This window comes from Rhizobium sp. SYY.PMSO (assembly GCF_046840415.1).
Lineage (GTDB): Bacteria > Pseudomonadota > Alphaproteobacteria > Rhizobiales > Rhizobiaceae > Rhizobium.
The window spans coordinates 267,118-285,906 of the sequence record NZ_CP177349.1; the positions used below are offsets into that span (position 1 = coordinate 267,118).

Below are 18,789 nucleotides of genomic sequence, written 5' to 3' on the forward strand. Positions count from 1 at the left end.
TCGGCCTATGTTTTTCAATTATGAAAAACACGACGTGGGATTCCTACCAGCTCTTCCTGGACGTCGCCCGCGGCGGCGGTCTGACGGGCGCCGTTGCTTCGAGCGGCCTGAGCCCGGCGACGATCGGCCGCCGCATGCTGGAACTGGAGGGCCAGATCGGACGCCCGCTTTTCGAGCGCAGCCAGACAGGCTACGCGCTGACAGGCGACGGCCAGGCGCTGTTCGACCAGCTATTGGAGATGGAAGCCGCCGCCCGCAAGGTCGACAGCTGGCAGCGCGACGCGCAGGGCATGTCCGTCGTCCGCATCGCCGCGGGCACATGGGTCGGCTGGCTGCTCAGCCAGAACATGCCGACGATCTGCTCGGAGCGCGACGGTTTCCGCATCGACCTGCATCTCGGCGAGCGCCGTGCCAGCCTCGCCCATCGCGAGAGCGACATCGGCATCCGCGCCTTCGAGCCGGAGGAGACCAATCTCGCCGCCATCAAGACCGGCGATGTCGCCTATGCCGCATATCAGGCGCGCAACATGCGCTTCGCCGGCCCGCAGCGCTGGATCGCGGTGGCGGAAGACGAGGCCGTGTCGGCCTATCTGCGCTGGCCGCACCGGAACAGGCGGGAGGACATTGCTTTCACGGTCAGCCGTCCGCGCTCGCTGCACGATCTGGTGCTTGCCGGATCGGGGATCGCCGTCCTGCCCTGCTTCGTCGGCGATCAGGAGCCGAGGCTGGAACGGGTCGGCGAGGAGATCGCGTCGCTGCGCCACCGGCAATGGATCGTCATGAACAATGCCGACCGTCATCGCAGGGAAATCCGTACCGTGGTCGACCGCATGACCAAACTGCTGAAAAGCCATTCCGAATTGTTCGCGGGCAAGCGCCCGACCTATGCGTGAGCCGTGTCTCGCAGCGCCTTTTCTGGAGCGGATGCGCCTCTTTCGGCCGATGGACGACGAAATGTGAAAGAGTATGCGGCGACGCTTTTCCCCTTGTCGCCTTCCGATTTCCTTTCTAGTCTAGCGGGAAAAACAGAGGGTTGGGTGTCGCCTGGATGCCCTTGAACAAAACAGGAGGGACTATGAAGTCCATGTTCGCACGGCTTGCAGCAACGGCTTTCGCGGTCGTTTCGCTGGCGGCGGCCGCTCAGGCGGAAGACAAGGTCGTCAATATCTACAACTGGTCGGATTATATCGACAATTCGATCCTGGAGGATTTCACCAAGGAAACCGGGATCAAGGTCGTCTATGACACCTTCGACCAGAACGAGACCCTGGAAACGAAGCTGCTGGCGGGCAAGACCGGCTACGACGTCGTCGTGCCGACGGCCTATTTCCTGCAACGCCAGATCAAGGCCGGCGTCTTCCAGAAGCTGGACAAGTCCAAGTTGCCGAACCTCTCCAACATGTGGGATACGGTGCAGCAGCGCATCGCCACCTACGATCCCGGCAACCAGTACGCGATCGACTATATGTGGGGGACCAGCGGCGTCGGTTATAACGTCGACAAGGTGAAGCAGATCCTCGGCACAGATGCAGCACCGGATATCGACGTGATCTTCGATCCCAAGCTTGCCGCCAAGTTCAAGGATTGCGGCATCTACGTGCTGGACTCTCCGACAGACGTCATCCCGGCAGCCTTGCGCTATCTGGGGCTCGATCCGAATTCGACCAAGCAGGAAGATTTCAAGAAGGCCGAAGATCTGCTGACCGCGATCCGCCCCTTCGTTCGCAAGTTCCACTCCTCCGAGTACATCAATGCGCTCGCCAACGGCGATATCTGCATCGCCTTCGGCTATTCCGGCGACGTGCTGCAGGCCCGCAACCGCGCCGCCGAAGCCAAGAACGGCGTCAACATCGGCTATTCGATCCCCACCAAGGGCGCGCAGATGTGGTTCGACGTCATGGCGATCCCGGCCGATGCGCCGCATGTCGAGGAGGCGCATATCTTCCTCAACTACATCATGAAGCCGGAAGTCATCGCCAAGGCCAGTGACGCCACCACCTATGCCAACGGCAACAAGGCGTCGCAGCAGTTCGTGAGCAAGGACGTGCTGGACGATCCGGCCGTCTATCCGACCGACGAGGTCCGCGAGAAGCTGTTCACGCTGACCCCGTGGGACTCGAAAACGCAGCGCCTGGCAACGCGCTTGTGGACAAAGGTCACGACCGGCCAATAAGTCGAAACGGCCCGGACGGCAACGTCCGGGCCTTTCCTTAAGAGCACGATGCAGGAATCACGAGCGCGCCGGAATGGGGAAGAGCCGGTGCCAACGCATTTCCGGGAAAAGTGCGCAGCGGTTTTCCGTCCGGAATGCGGAAGTGCTTTAGGAAAGCCCATGCGGGCATCCATTTGGGGATAGATGATGAAGTCACTCGGTAATATCCGGCGCTCCTTTGCTCCTTGGACCGATCCTTCGGCCAAGCCTTACATTTCCTTCAAGAATGTGACGAAGAAGTTCGGTGATTTCACCGCCGTCGACGACCTCTCCCTGAATATCTACAATCGTGAATTCTTTGCTCTCCTTGGCGCGTCGGGCTGCGGCAAGTCCACACTTCTGCGCATGCTGGCGGGCTTCGAACAGCCGACGACGGGCGAGATCGTGCTCGATGGGCAGAATCTCGCCGGCACGCCGCCCTACCGCCGTCCCGTCAACATGATGTTCCAGTCCTATGCGCTCTTTCCGCATATGTCGGTCGAGAAGAACATAGCCTTCGGCTTGCGTCAGGACGGCATGGCGAAGAACGAGATTGCCGATCGCGTCACGCAGATGCTGAAGCTCGTCAAGCTGGAGCAGTTCGCCAGACGCAAGCCCAACCAGCTTTCCGGCGGCCAGCGCCAGCGCGTGGCGCTGGCCCGCTCCCTTGCAAAGCGCCCGAAGGTGCTCTTGCTGGACGAACCGCTCGGCGCGCTCGACAAGAAGCTGCGCGAGGAAACCCAGTTCGAGCTCATGGACCTTCAGCAGAACCTCGGGCTGACCTTCGTCGTCGTGACCCATGACCAGGAAGAGGCGATGACCATGGCCGACCGCATCGCGGTCATGAGCCACGGCAAGGTGGTGCAGGTGGCAACGCCGGCCGAGATCTACGAGGCGCCCAATTGCCGCTTCGTCGCCGATTTCATCGGTGATGTGAACATCCTCGACGGCAATGTCATCTCGGCGCAATCGGGTATCGTCGAGATATCGGTCGATTCCGGCTTCACGGTGCGCACCGCCTCGGGCGGCGCCCCGGCCGAGGGAAGCCGTGCCAGCCTTGCCATTCGCCCGGAAAAGCTGCGGGTAACGCCCCGTCCGCCCGCCAACGCATCCCTCAATGCCGCCGAGGGCGAGATCTGGGATATCGGCTATCTCGGCGACATGACCGTTTTCCACGTCAAGCTGAAGAGCGGGCAGGTCGTCAAGGCCTCGTCGCTGAACGCCGTGCGCGTCGTGGAAGAGCCCTTCACCTACGACCAGAACGTCTGGGTCTCCTTCGACGAAAATGCCGGCGTGTTGCTGAAGGATTGATTCATGAGAGCGCTCGGTTCCTCCATCTATCAGCGCCTTGTCATCATCGTCCCCTATGCCTGGTTGCTGACCTTCTTTCTCGCACCGTTCCTCATCGTCTTCCGCATCTCGCTGTCGACGAAAGCGATGTCGGTGCCGCCCTACGATCCATCCTTCGCCTGGAGCGACAGCTTTGGCGACTGGTGGGACAAGCTGCAAACCATGTCGTTCGACAACTACACATGGTTGGCGGGCGATCCTCTCTACATGAACGCCTACATCCAGAGCCTGCAGATCGCCGGGATTTCGACGCTGCTGACCCTGATCATCGCCTATCCCATCGCCTACGGCATGGCGCAGGCGCCGCGAACGATCCGTCCGACTTTGCTGATGCTGATCATCCTGCCCTTCTGGACGAGCTTCCTGATCCGCGTCTATTCCTGGATGTCGATCCTCAGCACGACGGGCCTGCTGAACCAGCTGCTGATGGCGCTCGGCATCATCCACGAGCCGCTGGTCATCCTCAATACCAATACGGCGGTCTATATCGGCATGGTCTATTCCTATCTCCCCTTCATGGTGCTGCCGCTCTATTCGGCACTGGAGAAGATGGACGGCACGCTGATCGAGGCGGCGCAGGATCTCGGCTGCACGCCGATCGGCGCTTTCTGGCGCGTCACCTTTCCGCTCTCCATCCCGGGCGTGGTTGCCGGCTGCATGCTGGTCTTCATCCCGGCCGTCGGCGAATTCGTCATTCCCGATCTGCTCGGCGGCTCGGAGACCCTGATGATCGGCAAGGTGCTCTGGACGGAATTCTACAGCAATACCGACTGGCCGCTGGCGTCGGCGGTGGCGACCATCCTCCTTCTGGTGCTGGTGGTGCCCATCGTCTTCTTCCAGCATTTCCAGGCCAGGGCCGACGAAAAGGGGAGATAGTCGATGATCCGCTGGTCCCGTTTCAACATCGTCTCGGTCACGCTCGGCCTGGCCTTCCTCTACCTGCCGATCCTGCTGCTGGTCATCTACTCCTTCAACAGGTCGCGGCTGGTCACGGTCTGGGGCGGTTTTTCGACGCAATGGTACGTGCATCTTTTCAGCAACGATACCATGCTGAGCGCCGCCTGGCTGACGGTCCGCATCGCGCTCCTGTCGGCGACCATCGCCACGGTGCTCGGCACCATGGCGGCGCTGACCCTCGTGCGCTACACGCGTTTCCGCGGCCGCATCCTGTTTTCCGGCATGATCTATGCGCCGCTCGTCATGCCTGACGTCATCACCGGCCTGTCGCTGCTGCTGCTCTTCGTCACCTCCGGTGTCGACCGCGGCTTCTGGACCATCGTCATGGCGCATACGACGCTGACCATGTGCTTCGTCGCCGTCGTCGTGCAGTCGCGCCTTTTGACCTTCGATCGCTCGATCGAGGAGGCGGCGCTGGATCTCGGTGCTCCGCCGGTGCGGACTTTCTTCGAGGTGACGCTCCCCATCATCGCGCCGGCCGTATTCTCAGGCTGGGTACTGGCTTTGACCCTGTCGCTCGACGATTTGGTGATCGCGACCTTCGCGTCCGGTGCGGGCGCCAAGACGCTGCCGATGCTCATCTACAGCCAGGTCAAGCTCGGCGTCACGCCGGAGATCAACGCCATCTGCACGATCCTGATCGGCGTCGTCACCATCGGCGTCATCTGCGCTTCCATCGTGACGAAACGTCGCGAAGTCCAGCGGCAGCGGGATGAACAGGCGGCTGCCGCGGCCTGAGGCGCGGCGGCGCAACCGGCAGGCTTGGGCGATTATTGTTGCTGCAGCGGCTGTATCGGCTTCTGCAGGAGCGTTGCGACCGGCGAAACGACCGGGTTCGGCCAGCTGCCTCCGATGAAGAAGGGCAGCATCGGCAACTCGTCGGCATCGGAGGGCGATGTCGCCTCGACCGCGCCCGAGAGCGCGAGGCCATTGGTGCGGAACGGAACGACGCCATTGAAGGTAATCGTTTCGTTCTGTCCCGCGATCGAGGCATTCTTCACCTCGACCGACCCTTTCGCAAAGCTTGCATCGACATTGATGCTGTCGAAGTCGAAAGATGCATCGGCGACGTCGCTCATCCGGAAGAAGGTTTTTTCAGCGGCCAGCGTCCGGAAGGCGGAGATGTCGAATTGGCGCAGCGACCCCGCCGCCGACTTGAAGTGCAGCGTGCCGGCCACGTCGCTGAGCGTGGCCACCCAGATCGGCTTGGAGGTGCTGAGCGCGAGATCCAGCGATCCGGACGATGGCATCGGCAGCGGCCCCACCAGCTTCAATCGGGTGAAGAGGCCGCCGAAATCGGCGTTTCGGATGGAGATCTGCAATTTGCCGCCGCCGTCGAAATCCCCGGGGGCGACTTCCAGATGCGCGGTCAGCGAGCCGCTCTCGAAACTGCTGTCCCCGATGTCGAACTTCGCCTTGCCGCCGGCCACCAGCAGGCTTGCGCCGATATTCTCGAACTGGAAGGGACCGAGCGCCGCCTTGTTTGCCGACAGGCGCATGTCGAGATCGAGCCGCTGCAGCGGATTGCCGTTCAAAAGCGCGTCGATCGCGGTTTCGGCCGCAAGGCGCATGGAAAAGGCGGCCAGGAACGGATTGAGGTTCATTTGGTCGAAGGCGAGCGTTCCGGAGATCTTGGGCTTGCCCGCTGCCGTGGAGTTGAGGTCCATGACCCCTGAAGCCGCCGAATCATTGACCTTGAAATTGAGGTTGTTGAAGCGCAGGCCGTTGTCGATCGCGGCAATATCGGCGCTCAGAGAAACGTTCTTGAGGGCGTCGGCGGCCGGCAGACGCTGGCCGCTCCATGCCAAGAAGGCGGGAACATTCGGTACGCTGAGCTGCAGGTTGCCCGAAAGCGCCGAGAGGTCCGATATGCTGGTGACGCCGGCATAGGTCCAGTTGATCATCGACGAGGCGAAGCTGGTTTTCGCGTCGACGCTCTTGCCGGCAAAGAAGAGCAGCGGCTGCGTCGAGTCGAAATTGAGCTTGACGTCCTGGTCGTTGAAACGCGCAAGAATGACGGCGGTCATCGGCTGCGACAGCCGCGGCCAGGAAATGTCCGCGTTGATGCCGTTGAGCTTGTAGATGTTGCCGCTGCGTTCGTCGGCCATCTCGATGCTGCCGTCCTCGATGGTCAGCATGCCGATGGCGGCGTCCTGGTCCTTCCGCATCGATATGCCGTCGCCGGAGGAGGCCTCCGCCTGTTCGATGGCCTTGGAGAGACGGCCCTCGTTCGTCCAGTCGATCAGGCCGTCTTCGTCGCGGCGGATATAGAGGACCGGGCGCAGAAAATGAAACTCATGAAACCGCGCATGGCCGCGGATGGCCGACAGCAGCGAGAAATCCGCCGAGAGGCTGTCGACATGGCCAAGGACCTTGCCGTTTTTCGTCGGCTCGCGGATCGTCACCTGATTGAGCGTGACGCGCGCCGTCGGCCAGAATTCCAGCGTCGGATCGCCTTCGATCTGAGCGCGATATCCCGTCCATTCCGAGAGGGCCTTCTCGATGCCGGAGCGCACCAGGCCGCTGGAAATCAGGAAAGGCGCGGTCGCTCTGAAGACAGCGAAGACGATGAGAATCGTGAGAAGAACGATGCCGGTCGTGCGGGCGGCGCCGGGCAGCCAACGCGAGGCCGATCGCAACGTCAGTCGCCACTTATTGTTTTTCGAAGCTCTCATGATCCCGTGGGGACTCTCGAACTGATAGGGATGATCTGCCTGCGTTTGCCGGATATAGGAATTGTTTGGCGGATGCAAACACCACGCACTGGCAATCGCCACAACACCGTGATTTTATAATGCGTTGCAGCATTGCTATATAGGACGAAAAGCGGGGGAGAGAAATATGCAGGATCGGCGGCCGCTCTGGATACCATCGGAAGAATTTCGCCGCCAGAGCCCGATGTTTGCCTTCATGCAGGAGTGCAACCGGCGTTTCGGCCTGTCCTTATCCGATTTCACCGGCCTCCATGGCTGGTCGATTGCCGACCGGGAAAATTTCTGGACGGCGGTCTGGGATTTCTGCGGCGTGAAGGGTGAACGCGGCGAGCGGGCGCTTGTCCATGGCGACCTGATGCTGGAAGCCCGCTTTTTTCCCGATGCGCGGCTGAATTTCGCCGAAAACCTGCTGTCGCGGAGCGGCGGGGGCGATGCGCTGGTGTTCTGGGGCGAGGACAAGGTGCGCGATCGCTGGTCGTGGGACCGGCTGGCGGCAATGGTCTCGCGCCTGCAGCAGGCCTATCGCGCCCATGGCATCGGCAAGGGAGACCGCGTGGCGGCGATGATGCCGAACATGCCGGAGACGATCGCCTGCATGCTGGCGGCCGCGTCGATCGGCGCGATTTGGTCTTCCTGTTCGCCCGATTTCGGCGAGCAGGGCGTCATGGATCGCTTCGGCCAGATCGAGCCGAAACTTTTCATCGCCTGCAGCGGCTATTGGTATGGCGGCAAGTTGCAGGACGTCACCGCGAAGGTCAGCGCCATAGCACGGCGCCTGGATGTGCCCGCCGTCATCGTGCCTTACGCCGGCAGCGCCGAGGCGGTCGTCGTTGCGACGCCGGCTGCGCGGACTCTCGCCGATCTGGTCGCGTCCTACGAGGCGAAACCGGTCGAGTTTGTTCCCGTCGCTTTCTCCCATCCGCTGTTCATTCTGTTTTCCTCCGGCACCACCGGCGTCCCGAAGTGCATCGTGCATTCGACCGGCGGCGCGCTGCTGCAGCTTGTCAAGGAGCATCGCCTGCATTGCGGCGTGGTGCCCGGCGAAAAGGTCTTTTATTTCACGACCTGCGGCTGGATGATGTGGAACTGGCTGGTGGCGGGCCTTGCCGCCGGCGCGACTCTCTGCCTTTACGACGGATCGCCCTTCGCGCCCGACGGCAACATCCTGTTCGACTACGCGCAGGAAGAGAAGTTCGCGCTGTTCGGCACGTCCGCCAAATATATCGATGCCGTCCACAAGAGCGGCCTCACGCCGAGGACGTCGCATGATCTTTCGAGCCTGCGGCTGATGACGTCCACCGGCTCGCCGCTGTCGCCGGAGGGCTTTTCCTTCGTCTATGAGGGCATCAAGGGCGACATTCAGCTCGCTTCGATTTCCGGCGGCACCGACATCGTTTCCTGCTTCGTGCTGGGCAACCCGCTGCAACCCGTTTGGCGCGGCGAAATCCAGGGGCCGGGCCTTGGCCTTGCCGTCGATGTCTGGAACGACGAAGGCAAGCCGGTACGTCGCGAGAAGGGCGAACTCGTCTGCACCAGAGCCTTCCCTTCCATGCCGGTCATGTTCTGGAACGATCCGGAGCGCGTCAAATATCGCGCCGCCTATTTCGAGCGCTTCGACAATGTCTGGTGCCACGGCGATTTCGCCGAATGGACGGAGCATGACGGCCTCGTCATTCATGGCCGCTCGGACGCGACGCTCAATCCCGGCGGCGTGCGCATCGGCACGGCCGAGATTTACAATCAGGTCGAGCAGATCCCCGAAGTGCTGGAAGCGCTCTGCATCGGCCAGGATTGGGAGGATGATGTCCGCGTCGTGCTCTTCGTCCGCCTTGCGCCGGGCGTTTCCCTGACCGACGATCTCGTCAAGACGATGAAGTCCCGTATTCGCACCGGCGCTTCGCCGCGTCACGTTCCGGCGAAGATCATCGCCGTTGCCGATATCCCGCGCACGAAATCCGGCAAGATCGTCGAGCTTGCCGTGCGCGACGTGGTGCATGGCCGGGCCGTCAAGAACAAGGAGGCGCTCGCCAACCCGGAAGCGCTCGACCTCTTTGCAGGGCTCGAAGAGTTGAAAAGTTAAGACGAACCTTAAAACTGAGGGGCAAACGATGACCCCCGTTTGGTAACTTCGCGTTAAGAAAGCTTGGTCAAAGGTAAAGGCCGACTTGAGACCGTTCGCATGAGCTAGGAGCGGATTGGAGCTGCCCCTGGCTCCCGAGACATGAAGTTCCCCGACTCGAGCTAGCTTTAGACAGCATCAACTTCAAAGGCAGCGCGCTTCGCTGCCTTTTTTTCGTTCCGACTCGCGCGAATACGCCTCTGCTCTGTACATCGGCTTGCCAAACAAGTATGTGCACGCCTGAAGAAGAGGTTCGCGACGTGCGAACCACGATGATCGCCGCCGATTGGTGCGCGAAGAATTCCGAAAGACAGATGATGACTGAATTCGAAGGCATCGTTCCGGCGATTGCCCAGGCTTTGGCGAAGCGCGGTTACGAGACGCTGACGCCGGTGCAGAAAGCCATGCTCGACCCCGGCCTTGCCGGCAAGGATGCCCTCGTCTCCGCCCAGACCGGTTCGGGCAAGACGGTCGCCTTCGGTCTCGCGCTGGCGCCGGGCCTGCTTGACGGCGCCGAACGCTTCGGCCCGGCCGGAGCGCCGCTGGCGCTGGCGATCGCGCCGACCCGGGAACTGGCGCTGCAGGTCCAGCGCGAGCTGGAGTGGCTCTATGCCCTGACGGGCGCCACCATCGCCTCCTGCGTCGGCGGCATGGACATGCGCACCGAGCGGCGCACGCTGGAGCGCGGCGCCCATATCGTCGTGGGCACGCCCGGCCGCCTGTGCGATCATATCCGCCGCAACTCGCTCGATATTTCGAGGCTGCATGCCGTCGTACTCGACGAGGCCGACGAGATGCTCGATCTCGGTTTCCGCGAGGATCTGGAATTCATTCTGGAAACCGCGCCGTCCGAACGCCGTACGCTGATGTTTTCCGCGACCGTGCCGCGTTCGATCGCCAAGCTTGCCGAAAATTACCAGCGCGATGCCGTTCGCATCGCTACCGCCTCGGAAGCCAAGCAGCATGTCGATATCGAGTATCGCGCGCTGACGGTCGTGCCGAGCGACAAGGAAAACGCCATCATCAACGTGCTGCGCTACTATGAAGCGCGCAATGCCATCGTCTTCTGCTCGACGCGTGCTGCCGTCAATCATCTGACGGCGCGGTTCAACAATCGCGGCTTTTCGGTCGTCGCTCTCTCGGGCGAGCTTAGCCAGAACGAGCGTACGCACGCTTTGCAGGCCATGCGCGACGGACGCGCCCGCGTCTGCATCGCAACCGACGTCGCCGCTCGCGGCATCGACCTGCCGGGCCTCGAACTGGTCGTTCACGCCGATTTGCCGACCAATCCGGAAACGCTGCTGCATCGCAGCGGCCGCACGGGGCGCGCCGGCAACAAGGGCGTCAGCGCCATGATCGTGCCGCTCAGCGCCCGCCGCCGCACGGAACGCCTGCTGGAAGCCGCCCGCATCCGCGCTACCTGGGCAAAGCCACCGTCTGCCGACGAGGTGAGCCAGCGCGACGACGAACGTCTTCTCGCCGATCCGGTCTTTGCCGGACCGCTCGCCGAGGACGAACAGTCGATCGTCCGGCAATTGCTGGAGCGTCATGGTGCCGAACAGGTCGCCGCCGCCTTCCTGCGGCAATACCGTGCCGGCCATTCCGCGCCGGAGGAATTGCAGGACGTGCCGGCCGAAGGCGAGCGCAGAAAGCCTCGCCGCGACGATTTTCCGGTCACGCCTCGCGATGAGGGCTCATCTGCGGGACGCAACGACTTTACCGACGGAGTCTGGGTATCCTTGTCCGTCGGGCGCAAGCAGAATGCCGAGCCGCGCTGGCTGATCCCCATGCTCTGCCGCAACGGCAACCTCACCAAGCGCGACATCGGCGCCATCAAGATGCAGCCCGAGGAAACCTTCGTCGAGCTCGCGCCCGATGGTGCCGAGCGATTCCTCTCGGCCATCGGTCCGGACAAGACGCTCGAGCGCGGCATCCGCGTCAAGCAGCTCGCCGGCATGCCGGATTTCCAGGCCAGGCGGGAAGGCGGCTTCGCAAAGAAGAAGCCTTTTGCCGACAAGGGGCCGCGTTCGAACGACGGCCCCAAGCCGAAATGGAAGTCCGATCGCAAGCCGGAACGGGCGGCGGGCGAGGGCGGCGTTTCCGAACGCCCTGACAAGAAGCCCTGGGCGAAAAAGACCGGTAAGCCGGGCTTCGCCAAGAATGACGGCGGCGCCCCGAAGGGCGGCAAGCCGAATTCAAGGGCCGCTCGCAAGGCTGCGAAGGTACGGGACGAATAGCTCGAACGCGTTATTCACCCGATAATGCTCGGACGGTTTCTGACCATTATCGACGATGCGATGACGATCAGTCGCCATCGCCCGGCAAGCCGGCGATGAGCAACTTGTCGATCTGTTGACGAAAGGCGGCGCCAAAGACTGACGCCGTTGACCGCCCGCAGCGCGCCGCCTCAGTTTCGCGAAGTCAGCCAGACACCCACGAGCGTCACCCCAAGCCCCACGAACATCGCCGTGGTCAGCGGTTCGGAAAACAGCGCCCAGGCCCAAAGCATCGTCACGGGCGGGCTGAGATAGATCGCCGCGCTGACCTGCGCCACCGGAAAGAGGCGCAGGCTGGTGTAATAGATCGAATAGGCGGCAAAAGTCGCGATCAGTACCAGCCATACCATGCCGATCGCGAAACCGCGGGTGAGCGGCGGGGCAAGGTCTCCCTGCATCATCGCGCACGCGCCGAACAGCACCGAAGCGGTCAGGGTGTGGATGCAAAGGCTTTGGTGAACGGGCATGTGCCGGGTTCGCCGCCGCTTGTGCAGGACCGATGCAAACGCAAAGACGAGCATCGAGCCCACCGTCAATCCATAGGCCCAGATGGGAGCCGCGCCAAAGCTGAGGCTGTCCAGCGAGACGATCAGCACGCCAGCGACCGCGATTGCGGTTCCCAGCCATTGACGTCCGCTCAACCGCTCCCCCAGCACCGGTTGGGAGAGGGCTGCGATGGCGAGCGGCAACAGGTCGGAGATCAGCGCCACCAAGCCCGTCGGCACCCGCTGCTCGATCGCCAGGGCAAAGCCGCCGAGATAGAGGAAGACCGACATCACGCCGAACAGCATCTGTTCGGCAATAGCGCGCATCCGCAGCCGTGGTCCGAACGCCAAGGCAAATGGCAGCAGAATCAAGCCCGACAGGAGCGTCCGCCAGAACAGCACCAGCATGACGCTGGCCTCCTGGCTTGCATAGCGGATGCCGATGAAGCCCGAACTCCAGCCGAAGATCAGGAGCGCCGCCATCAGGGGCCAAAGGAAGCGGCGTTCGTTTGGTGCGGGCCGGGATAGACACTGGTCTGTCATTGCGGGTCTGTCATCCGGTTCTCGGTTGGGATGTATCGATCGAATGTCCTTCGCGGCTCAGGCATAGGCGAGCGCCGGCTCGATGGCACATGACAAATATCGATCACGGCATGACATATCAGCCTTCGGGCTCATGTTTGTTTGCCAGATGCCGTTGAAACATGCATTCTTTCGGCAGCTGTATCATCCAAGCCGAGTTTGCCATGACCGAATTGACCAGCCGACGTTTGGAAATCGACGCTCTGCGCGCGCTATGGGCGATCCGCCATCACGGCGGCATCACCCGCGCCGCCGAGGCTTTGGGCCTGTCGCAATCCGCCGTCAGCCACAAGATCAAGCGGCTCGAGACGAGCCTCGCCTGCGATCTGTTGAGCCGCAAACCGGGAGCCTCGATGTTCACCGCGGCGGGCGAGGATCTGCTTGAGTATGCCGGCCGTATCCTCGGCTTGCATGACGAGGCGCTGTTGAGCCTGTCGAAGACGTCGCTTGCCGGCCGCGTCGCCCTCGGCCTCACCGAGGATACGACCTGCACCGATCTTGCCCGCATACTGGGGCGTTTCCGCCGCCTGCATCCGAATGTCTCTGTGCGCACCAAGGTCCGCATGAGCCTCATCCTGAGGGGAATGCTGGAGCGGGGAGAGCTCGATGCCGCCATCGTGCAGGTCTTCGCCCATGAGGTCCGCCCGACCGATGTCGTTCTCTTTCGTGAGGAACTCCATTGGGTCAAGCACCCGGAGCTGGCCTTGCCGCCGGACGGCCCGGTTCCTTTTCTATCCTTCGACGATGAGTGTTTTTATCGCCGATGGGCGCTCGATATCGGGCAGGACGGCGGCGTTGTCCTTGAAACCGTCTTCGAGTGTCCGAGCGCTGCCGGAATTATTGCGGCCGTGACCTCGGGTCTGGGCGTGGCGCTTCTGAACGGCCGTCATCTGCAGCAGGATATGGAAATCGTCGCCCATGGCCTGCCGGTGCCGCCTGCCCTGGCCTATGTGGTGCGCCGTGGACGCAAGGTGAGAAATCCCGCTCTCGATACGCTCGTCGCCGAGATCGAAAGCGAAATCAGCCGGTATGGAGGGCTGGCGCTCGCAAGCTGAGCCGGCGGATGCTCCACTGGATCGGAACCATCGCTGCACGCTGAAATCTCGCGGAACCGGACGTTGCGGCAATTGCAACCACTCCCGTTTCATCGCACACTTCCGATGCCGTTACCGTGAATTCTGCCGGAGCCGAGCATGGTCAACCTCGCCCTTTACAGCGACCAGATAGTTCCCGAAAACAGGGCGATCGACCTCGGGCTTCTGGCGATGATGGCAGCGCTCGGCTTGGGAACGCGGATTGCTTATATCCCATCCGGCCCGGAGCCGGATCATCGCTTCTTCGATGATCGCAAGCAATACTACCGAACCTATGGCTTGGAAATGTCGCTGTTCTATGATCCGGAAGAGCCGCATGGCAGCGAGGAGAGAGACGCGCTTTTTGCCTGTGATGCCATTCATCTGACGGGTGGCCATACCGCTGACTATCTGCAACGGCTCAGGCGAAGCGGAATGCTGCCGCTTCTCAGAGAATGGGCGGTCGGTGGCGGTGTCCTGATCGGCACCAGTGCCGGCGCCATTCTCATGACGCCGACGATCGCTACCGACGCCCTGTTTACGGACGAGATTCCGGAAACACGAATGAAGGAAGCCGCGCTCGATCTCGTGCCGTTCGAATTCTTCCCGCACCTGGACGAAAAAGCGGCTTATCTCAAGGAGTTGGTCCACTATAGCAAATTCACGAAACGGCCAATTCTTGCCTGCAATGATGGCGATGGCATTGTCGTTTCGAACGGGCGGGCGAATAGTATCGGGGAACCTGTCTGGATCGCAGATGGCGACGTCAGGCAGCCCAATGATATCAGGCTCGACGGATTGGTTCTCTCGCACGAATCCTAGAGCGCCTCAGGCAAAGGTGAGACCATGCTGATCGGCTCATGCCACTGTGGCAAGGCAAGTTGGATCCTCGAAGGCGATCCCGGCTCGATTACGGCCTGCAACTGCACGCTTTGCCGGCGCTATGGTACGCTGTGGGCCTATGATTATGAAGGAGAGCGGATCTCCGTTTCCGGTCCGACGGCCTCCTATAGTCGCGCCGGGAAACAGCCGTCCCTCGAAATATTGTTCTGTCCATCCTGTGCCTGCGTCTTGAGCTGGCGCGGCCTGAGACTCCAGAAGGATGGCCGCCGGCGCATGGCCGTGAACATGCGGCTGGCACCGCCGGACCTCGTTGCCGACCTGCCGATCGATCACTTCGATGGCCTTGATAGCTACGAAGACCTGCCGTCCCAGGGCAAATGCGTGCGCGATCTCTGGTTCTGATGGCGAACTGGCGATTTCTCAGTTCGCCAATACCCTCGGCGACGGGAAGGTGATTTCCACCAGCGTTCCCTCGTTGGGGGAGGAGTTGATGGAGAATGTCGCCCTGTTGGCGTCGACCATGGCCTTGGTCAACGGCAGGCCGAGGCCGGTGCCGTCGCCGCGCTTGCGGGAATTGGTGGAAACCTGCCGGAAGGGCTTCATGGCCTGCTCCAGCTCCGAACGGGTCATGCCGACACCCGTATCCCTGATGCGCATCACGACGCTGCCATTGCCCTCATAGGAGGTCGACACGACGATCTGGCCGCCCGATGGCGTGAAGCGGATCGCGTTGGAAAGGATGTTGAGCGCGATCTGCTTGATCGAGCGCAGGTCGGCCACGACATTCGGGACCGCTTGCGACAGCGCCGTGCGGATAATGACGCGCTGGCTGTTGGCCTGCGGCTGTACCAGCGACACCGCTTCGGTGATCGCCTCGTTCAGGCCGACCGAGGCGAAATCCAGGTCCATCTCGCCGGCTTCGATCTTGGAGATGTCGAGCAGGTCGTTGACGATGTCGAGCACATGCCGGCCGGAGCGGCCGATATCGGTCGCATATTCGATGTAGCGCGAATGGCCGATCGGCCCGAAGCGCTCGCCGGACATCATGTCGGAAAAGCCGATGATGGCGTTGAGCGGCGTGCGGATTTCATGGCTGACGCGCGCGAGGAAATCCGTCTTGTGGGCATTGGCGGTTTCGGCGGCGCGCTTGGCGTTGCGCAGCTCTTCCTCGGTGCGCTTCCATTGCGTGATGTCGCGGATGACCGCGCAATAGCCGTTCGAGGAGTTGAGCCGGCCCATGGTCATGAACAGCGGCACGAAGCCGCCGGACGCCTCGCGGCCGATCACTTCGCGCCCGTCGTTGAGCACGCTGGCAACGCCGTGGCCGGAAAGACCGCCGAGATAGTCGAGCACCGCCTTCTGGCTCTCATGCGCGAACAGCATGACGAAAGGTTTGCCGCGCGTTTCCTGATCGTCATAGTTGAAGAGGGCGCTTGCCGAGCGGTTCATCGACCGGATCTCGCCCTCCTGGCCGATGATGATCACGCCGTCCGTCGCCGTCTCCAGCGTCGAGCGCAATTCCTCGATTTCGACCTGCAGCTTCGCGACCTTTTCGAGGATGCGTTCCGGACGGGCTTCCTCGGGAACAGGCTGCGGCGGCGGTGCGGGCGGCTCGGTTCTTTCCACCGGCATCAGCGCCAGCATCAAGGCGGTGCCGTCTTCCCAGCGGATCGATTGCAGCCGGGCCGTCACCGGCACCAGCACGTCGTCGGCGCGCACCACCATCATCGTGCCGGGCCGTTCGGTCTTGCTCTCCAGGTCGTTTCGCTGCAGCAGCGCATCGAGCCCGCCGACCTGCTCGAGGTCTTCGAGATTGTCGTAGCCGGTCAGCCGCAGGAATTCCGGATTGCCGTGAATGAGGCGATCGCCGGCATGGACGAGAACGGCAAGCGGCAGCTGGTCGACAATATCCGGCGACAAGCCCGTGCGCATTTTTACGCGCGGCGGAATGGCGTTGCTGAGGACATCCAGCGGATCGAAATCCTCTTCCGGCTCGGCGGAAGAGGAGGAGCTTTCCGCATGGGCGTCGCCCGTTGCCGGACTATCGTCATCCGTGGTCTCGACCAGCTTGACCACCGGTGAGGATGCGGCCTCTTCCGCATGGGGAGCTTCCGCCCGATGGTCATCGTCTCGGCTGATGTCATCGGCCGTTTCGGTCGCGTCTGACAGGATCTCGTCGGCCGCATTCGGTTGCGGGGCGGTCTCGCCGTCGTCTTCATGCCGGGCGTCGCGAGGCTGCTCGGCAGGCGGTTCGGCGCGTTTGCCAAAGGGCTCGAGCTGCCGGGCGATCTCGCGGAAGGCAGCCTGCTCGCTGAGCGAAAGGCCGGCCTGAACTCCGGCTTGAGTGAATGTCCGGCGCTCGTGCAGCCGAACGACCTTGTCCGATTCACGGCGGTTGTGCGCCTCGGAAATCCGCAGGGCAGGCGGCTCGTAATGCGAGGCGGAAGCATCCTCCGGCGCGTCCTGCGTCGGGCTTTCGGTCTCTTCTGCCGCCTCCGCGACAGCAGAAGTATCTTCGGGTTCCCGAGCCGGTAATTCGGCCGGGGCGGCGTCCGGCTCGGTAACGGCTTCGGCTATTGGGGCTGCCTCATCGGCTTCCCCGCTTTCGAGGGCCATGCCGCGTTTCGCCGGATCTTCGATCGCATCCGCGAGACGGACGACGCCGAAGCCCCGGAAGCCGTCGAATTCGCGGCTGCGCGTATAGGTCGGCAAGGCGGCAAGATCGACCGGCACCTTCAGGCTCGTGCCTTCGACCGGCCAGTAGATCGTCCGGCCGGACCATGTGTCGCGTCGTGCCAAAAGCTCCGCGATCTTGCCGTCCGGATCGAGATTGAAACGGCGGGCGACATCGGCGAAAGCAGTGCCTGCAATCCGCGCGGCGTGCGGGCCGACCGCATCGGCGAATTCGCGGGAGACCTCGCTGAATTGGCCTGCGGCGTCGATCTTCCAGACGAACCGGGTGGCGCGCCCGTTGCGCTTGAAGCTGAAGCCTTCCTCCGCGGTGCCGTCGGTTTCGGCTTGAGCTTCCGGCGGAGGCGTCCCTGGTTCCGGCGCGGTTTCTACGGCACTGTTGCCTTCGCCATCCGGAACGGTTGCCGGCTGCCGGTCGTTGGTCTGAGCCGGTGTTTCGGCAGCGGTCTCGGGCGCGCTGTCGGATGCCGCATGTATATCCGCCGTCGCGTCCGTCCCGGTTTCGCTTGCGTTTTCGTCGGCCGGTGCCGCGCCGTGGCGGTCGTCCGCTCGATATTCCGGCGTCTCATCCAGTTCCTCGATGCCGGCCACCGCGTCGATGACATCGCCGAAAGGCGTTGCCGGGGCAGCTTGCGGCGTCTCGTCCGCCGTCGCCGCTTCCAGCTCCGCGCGGGCTTCTTCCGCCTGCGGTTCGACATCCGCCGTGGAGCGTTCCACCTCGACCAGGCTTTCCATAGGGTCGAGATGGCCCAGCATCGTTTCCACGACGAACAGCAAATGCAGGGCGGGAATTTCGGAGAGCTTGCCGATCGCGGCAGGCAGATAGCCGCGGCCGGTCGGGATCGGCCGCTTGATCAGCCGGTCCGGCTGCGCGCCGGCCATCGTCGTCAGCATGCGCGCCGTTTGCGGCGTTATGCCAAGCGAGCCGAAGCGTGCTGAAGCGGTGACGATTTCGCCATCGCGGCCGATGACGGCCATATGGGTATCGGGATCGTCGAAGCCGTCGATCATGCGCCTGGCGCAGTCGGCCGATGCGAGAGGCTTCGAAGAGACCGGGGAGGAAAACAGCATCGCCTCTTCACCGGCCTGGATGCGGATGAGCTCGACAGCCGCGTTGACGACTGCCCGCTGGAAACCCGAGGCCATGCGGATGAGGAAGGTGCGCTGGTCGCCGACCGCGCCGAGGCCGCGCGCCGTCGCTTCGATCTGGCGGAACGAGACGTCGCCGGGCTTCGGTCCCTGCTCGACGAAATCATAGATGGCGCCATAGCCGAAAAGGTTGGCTCCGGCGCCGTTGGCCCAGAGCACGCGATCCATGCCGGTCGAGAACATGACCATGGCTTCGCCACGCGCGAAACGCTCCCGGACGCGCGGATGCACGGCAATGTCAATGAACGGATATTGAATTGCGGGCATATTCCAACCTGTTTTGCGGGCGTAACCGCCTCTCCTGCTTTAACAGTTTATTAATATCGGCGCCCCGCTTCCCGGTCCAGCGAACGGCCCAT

General features: G+C 62.6%; 13 protein-coding genes. 10 read left to right on the plus strand and 3 right to left on the minus strand.

The features are described 5' to 3' along the window. The first annotated feature begins 20 nt into the window (after window positions 1–20). The 5 genes from ACJJVH_RS01290 to ACJJVH_RS01310 all read left to right on the plus strand — a co-directional run bounded on the left by ACJJVH_RS01290 (window position 21) and on the right by ACJJVH_RS01310 (window position 5,236). On the plus strand, window positions 21–893 hold the full coding sequence (locus ACJJVH_RS01290) for a LysR family transcriptional regulator (RefSeq protein ID WP_113393439.1): 873 nt from the start codon (window positions 21–23) through the stop codon (window positions 891–893). 182 nt (window positions 894–1,075) lie between these two features. Then, on the plus strand, window positions 1,076–2,173 hold the full coding sequence (locus tag ACJJVH_RS01295) for a polyamine ABC transporter substrate-binding protein (RefSeq protein ID WP_412064579.1): 1,098 nt from the start codon (window positions 1,076–1,078) through the stop codon (window positions 2,171–2,173). 186 nt (window positions 2,174–2,359) lie between these two features. Next, window positions 2,360–3,502 carry an ABC transporter ATP-binding protein gene (locus ACJJVH_RS01300; protein ID WP_112802953.1) on the plus strand — a complete coding sequence of 381 codons (1,143 nt, stop codon included), beginning with the start codon at window positions 2,360–2,362 and terminating at the stop codon, window positions 3,500–3,502. Between the two features lie 3 nt (window positions 3,503–3,505). Further along, a complete protein-coding gene (locus tag ACJJVH_RS01305; RefSeq protein WP_113359499.1) occupies window positions 3,506–4,417 on the plus strand; it encodes an ABC transporter permease subunit in 912 nt (303 codons plus the stop codon). Window positions 4,418–4,420: 3 nt separating this feature from the next. Then, a complete protein-coding gene (locus tag ACJJVH_RS01310; RefSeq protein ID WP_112802704.1) occupies window positions 4,421–5,236 on the plus strand; it encodes an ABC transporter permease subunit in 816 nt (271 codons plus the stop codon). A gap of 32 nt (window positions 5,237–5,268) precedes the next feature. Here ACJJVH_RS01310 and ACJJVH_RS01315 read toward each other — a convergent pair whose 3' ends face one another. After that, window positions 5,269–7,173 carry an AsmA-like C-terminal region-containing protein gene (locus ACJJVH_RS01315; protein ID WP_113385479.1) on the minus strand — a complete coding sequence of 635 codons (1,905 nt, stop codon included), beginning with the start codon at window positions 7,171–7,173 and terminating at the stop codon, window positions 5,269–5,271. A gap of 166 nt (window positions 7,174–7,339) precedes the next feature. On the opposite strand from ACJJVH_RS01315, the gene ACJJVH_RS01320 reads away from it, so the two are divergent. Both ACJJVH_RS01320 and ACJJVH_RS01325 read left to right on the plus strand, forming a co-directional pair. After that, the gene (locus tag ACJJVH_RS01320; RefSeq protein ID WP_412064580.1) at window positions 7,340–9,292 is read left to right on the plus strand and encodes an acetoacetate--CoA ligase; all 1,953 of its coding nucleotides are present in this window, start codon (window positions 7,340–7,342) and stop codon (window positions 9,290–9,292) included. Window positions 9,293–9,648: 356 nt separating this feature from the next. Further along, window positions 9,649–11,568: a DEAD/DEAH box helicase gene (locus tag ACJJVH_RS01325; RefSeq protein ID WP_112802949.1), complete on the plus strand. Its 1,920-nt coding sequence runs from the start codon at window positions 9,649–9,651 to the stop codon at window positions 11,566–11,568. A 170-nt stretch (window positions 11,569–11,738) separates the two neighbouring features. Here ACJJVH_RS01325 and ACJJVH_RS01330 read toward each other — a convergent pair whose 3' ends face one another. Next, complete coding sequence (locus ACJJVH_RS01330) at window positions 11,739–12,635, minus strand: DMT family transporter (RefSeq protein WP_113371615.1); 897 nt, start codon at window positions 12,633–12,635, stop codon at window positions 11,739–11,741. A 203-nt stretch (window positions 12,636–12,838) separates the two neighbouring features. Between ACJJVH_RS01330 and ACJJVH_RS01335 the strand changes: the two genes are divergently transcribed. From ACJJVH_RS01335 to ACJJVH_RS01345, 3 genes are all read left to right on the plus strand, one after another. Then, window positions 12,839–13,729 carry a LysR family transcriptional regulator gene (locus tag ACJJVH_RS01335; RefSeq protein ID WP_113371687.1) on the plus strand — a complete coding sequence of 297 codons (891 nt, stop codon included), beginning with the start codon at window positions 12,839–12,841 and terminating at the stop codon, window positions 13,727–13,729. Window positions 13,730–13,867: 138 nt separating this feature from the next. After that, the gene (locus tag ACJJVH_RS01340) at window positions 13,868–14,569 is read left to right on the plus strand and encodes a Type 1 glutamine amidotransferase-like domain-containing protein (RefSeq protein ID WP_412064581.1); all 702 of its coding nucleotides are present in this window, start codon (window positions 13,868–13,870) and stop codon (window positions 14,567–14,569) included. A gap of 24 nt (window positions 14,570–14,593) precedes the next feature. Further along, a complete protein-coding gene (locus ACJJVH_RS01345) occupies window positions 14,594–14,992 on the plus strand; it encodes a GFA family protein (protein WP_412064582.1) in 399 nt (132 codons plus the stop codon). An 18-nt stretch (window positions 14,993–15,010) separates the two neighbouring features. Here the strand turns inward: ACJJVH_RS01345 and ACJJVH_RS01350 are convergent, their stop codons facing one another. Beyond that, window positions 15,011–18,697, minus strand: coding sequence for an ATP-binding protein (locus ACJJVH_RS01350; RefSeq protein ID WP_412064583.1), 3,687 nt, complete (start codon window positions 18,695–18,697; stop codon window positions 15,011–15,013). Window positions 18,698–18,789: the final 92 nt, after the last annotated feature.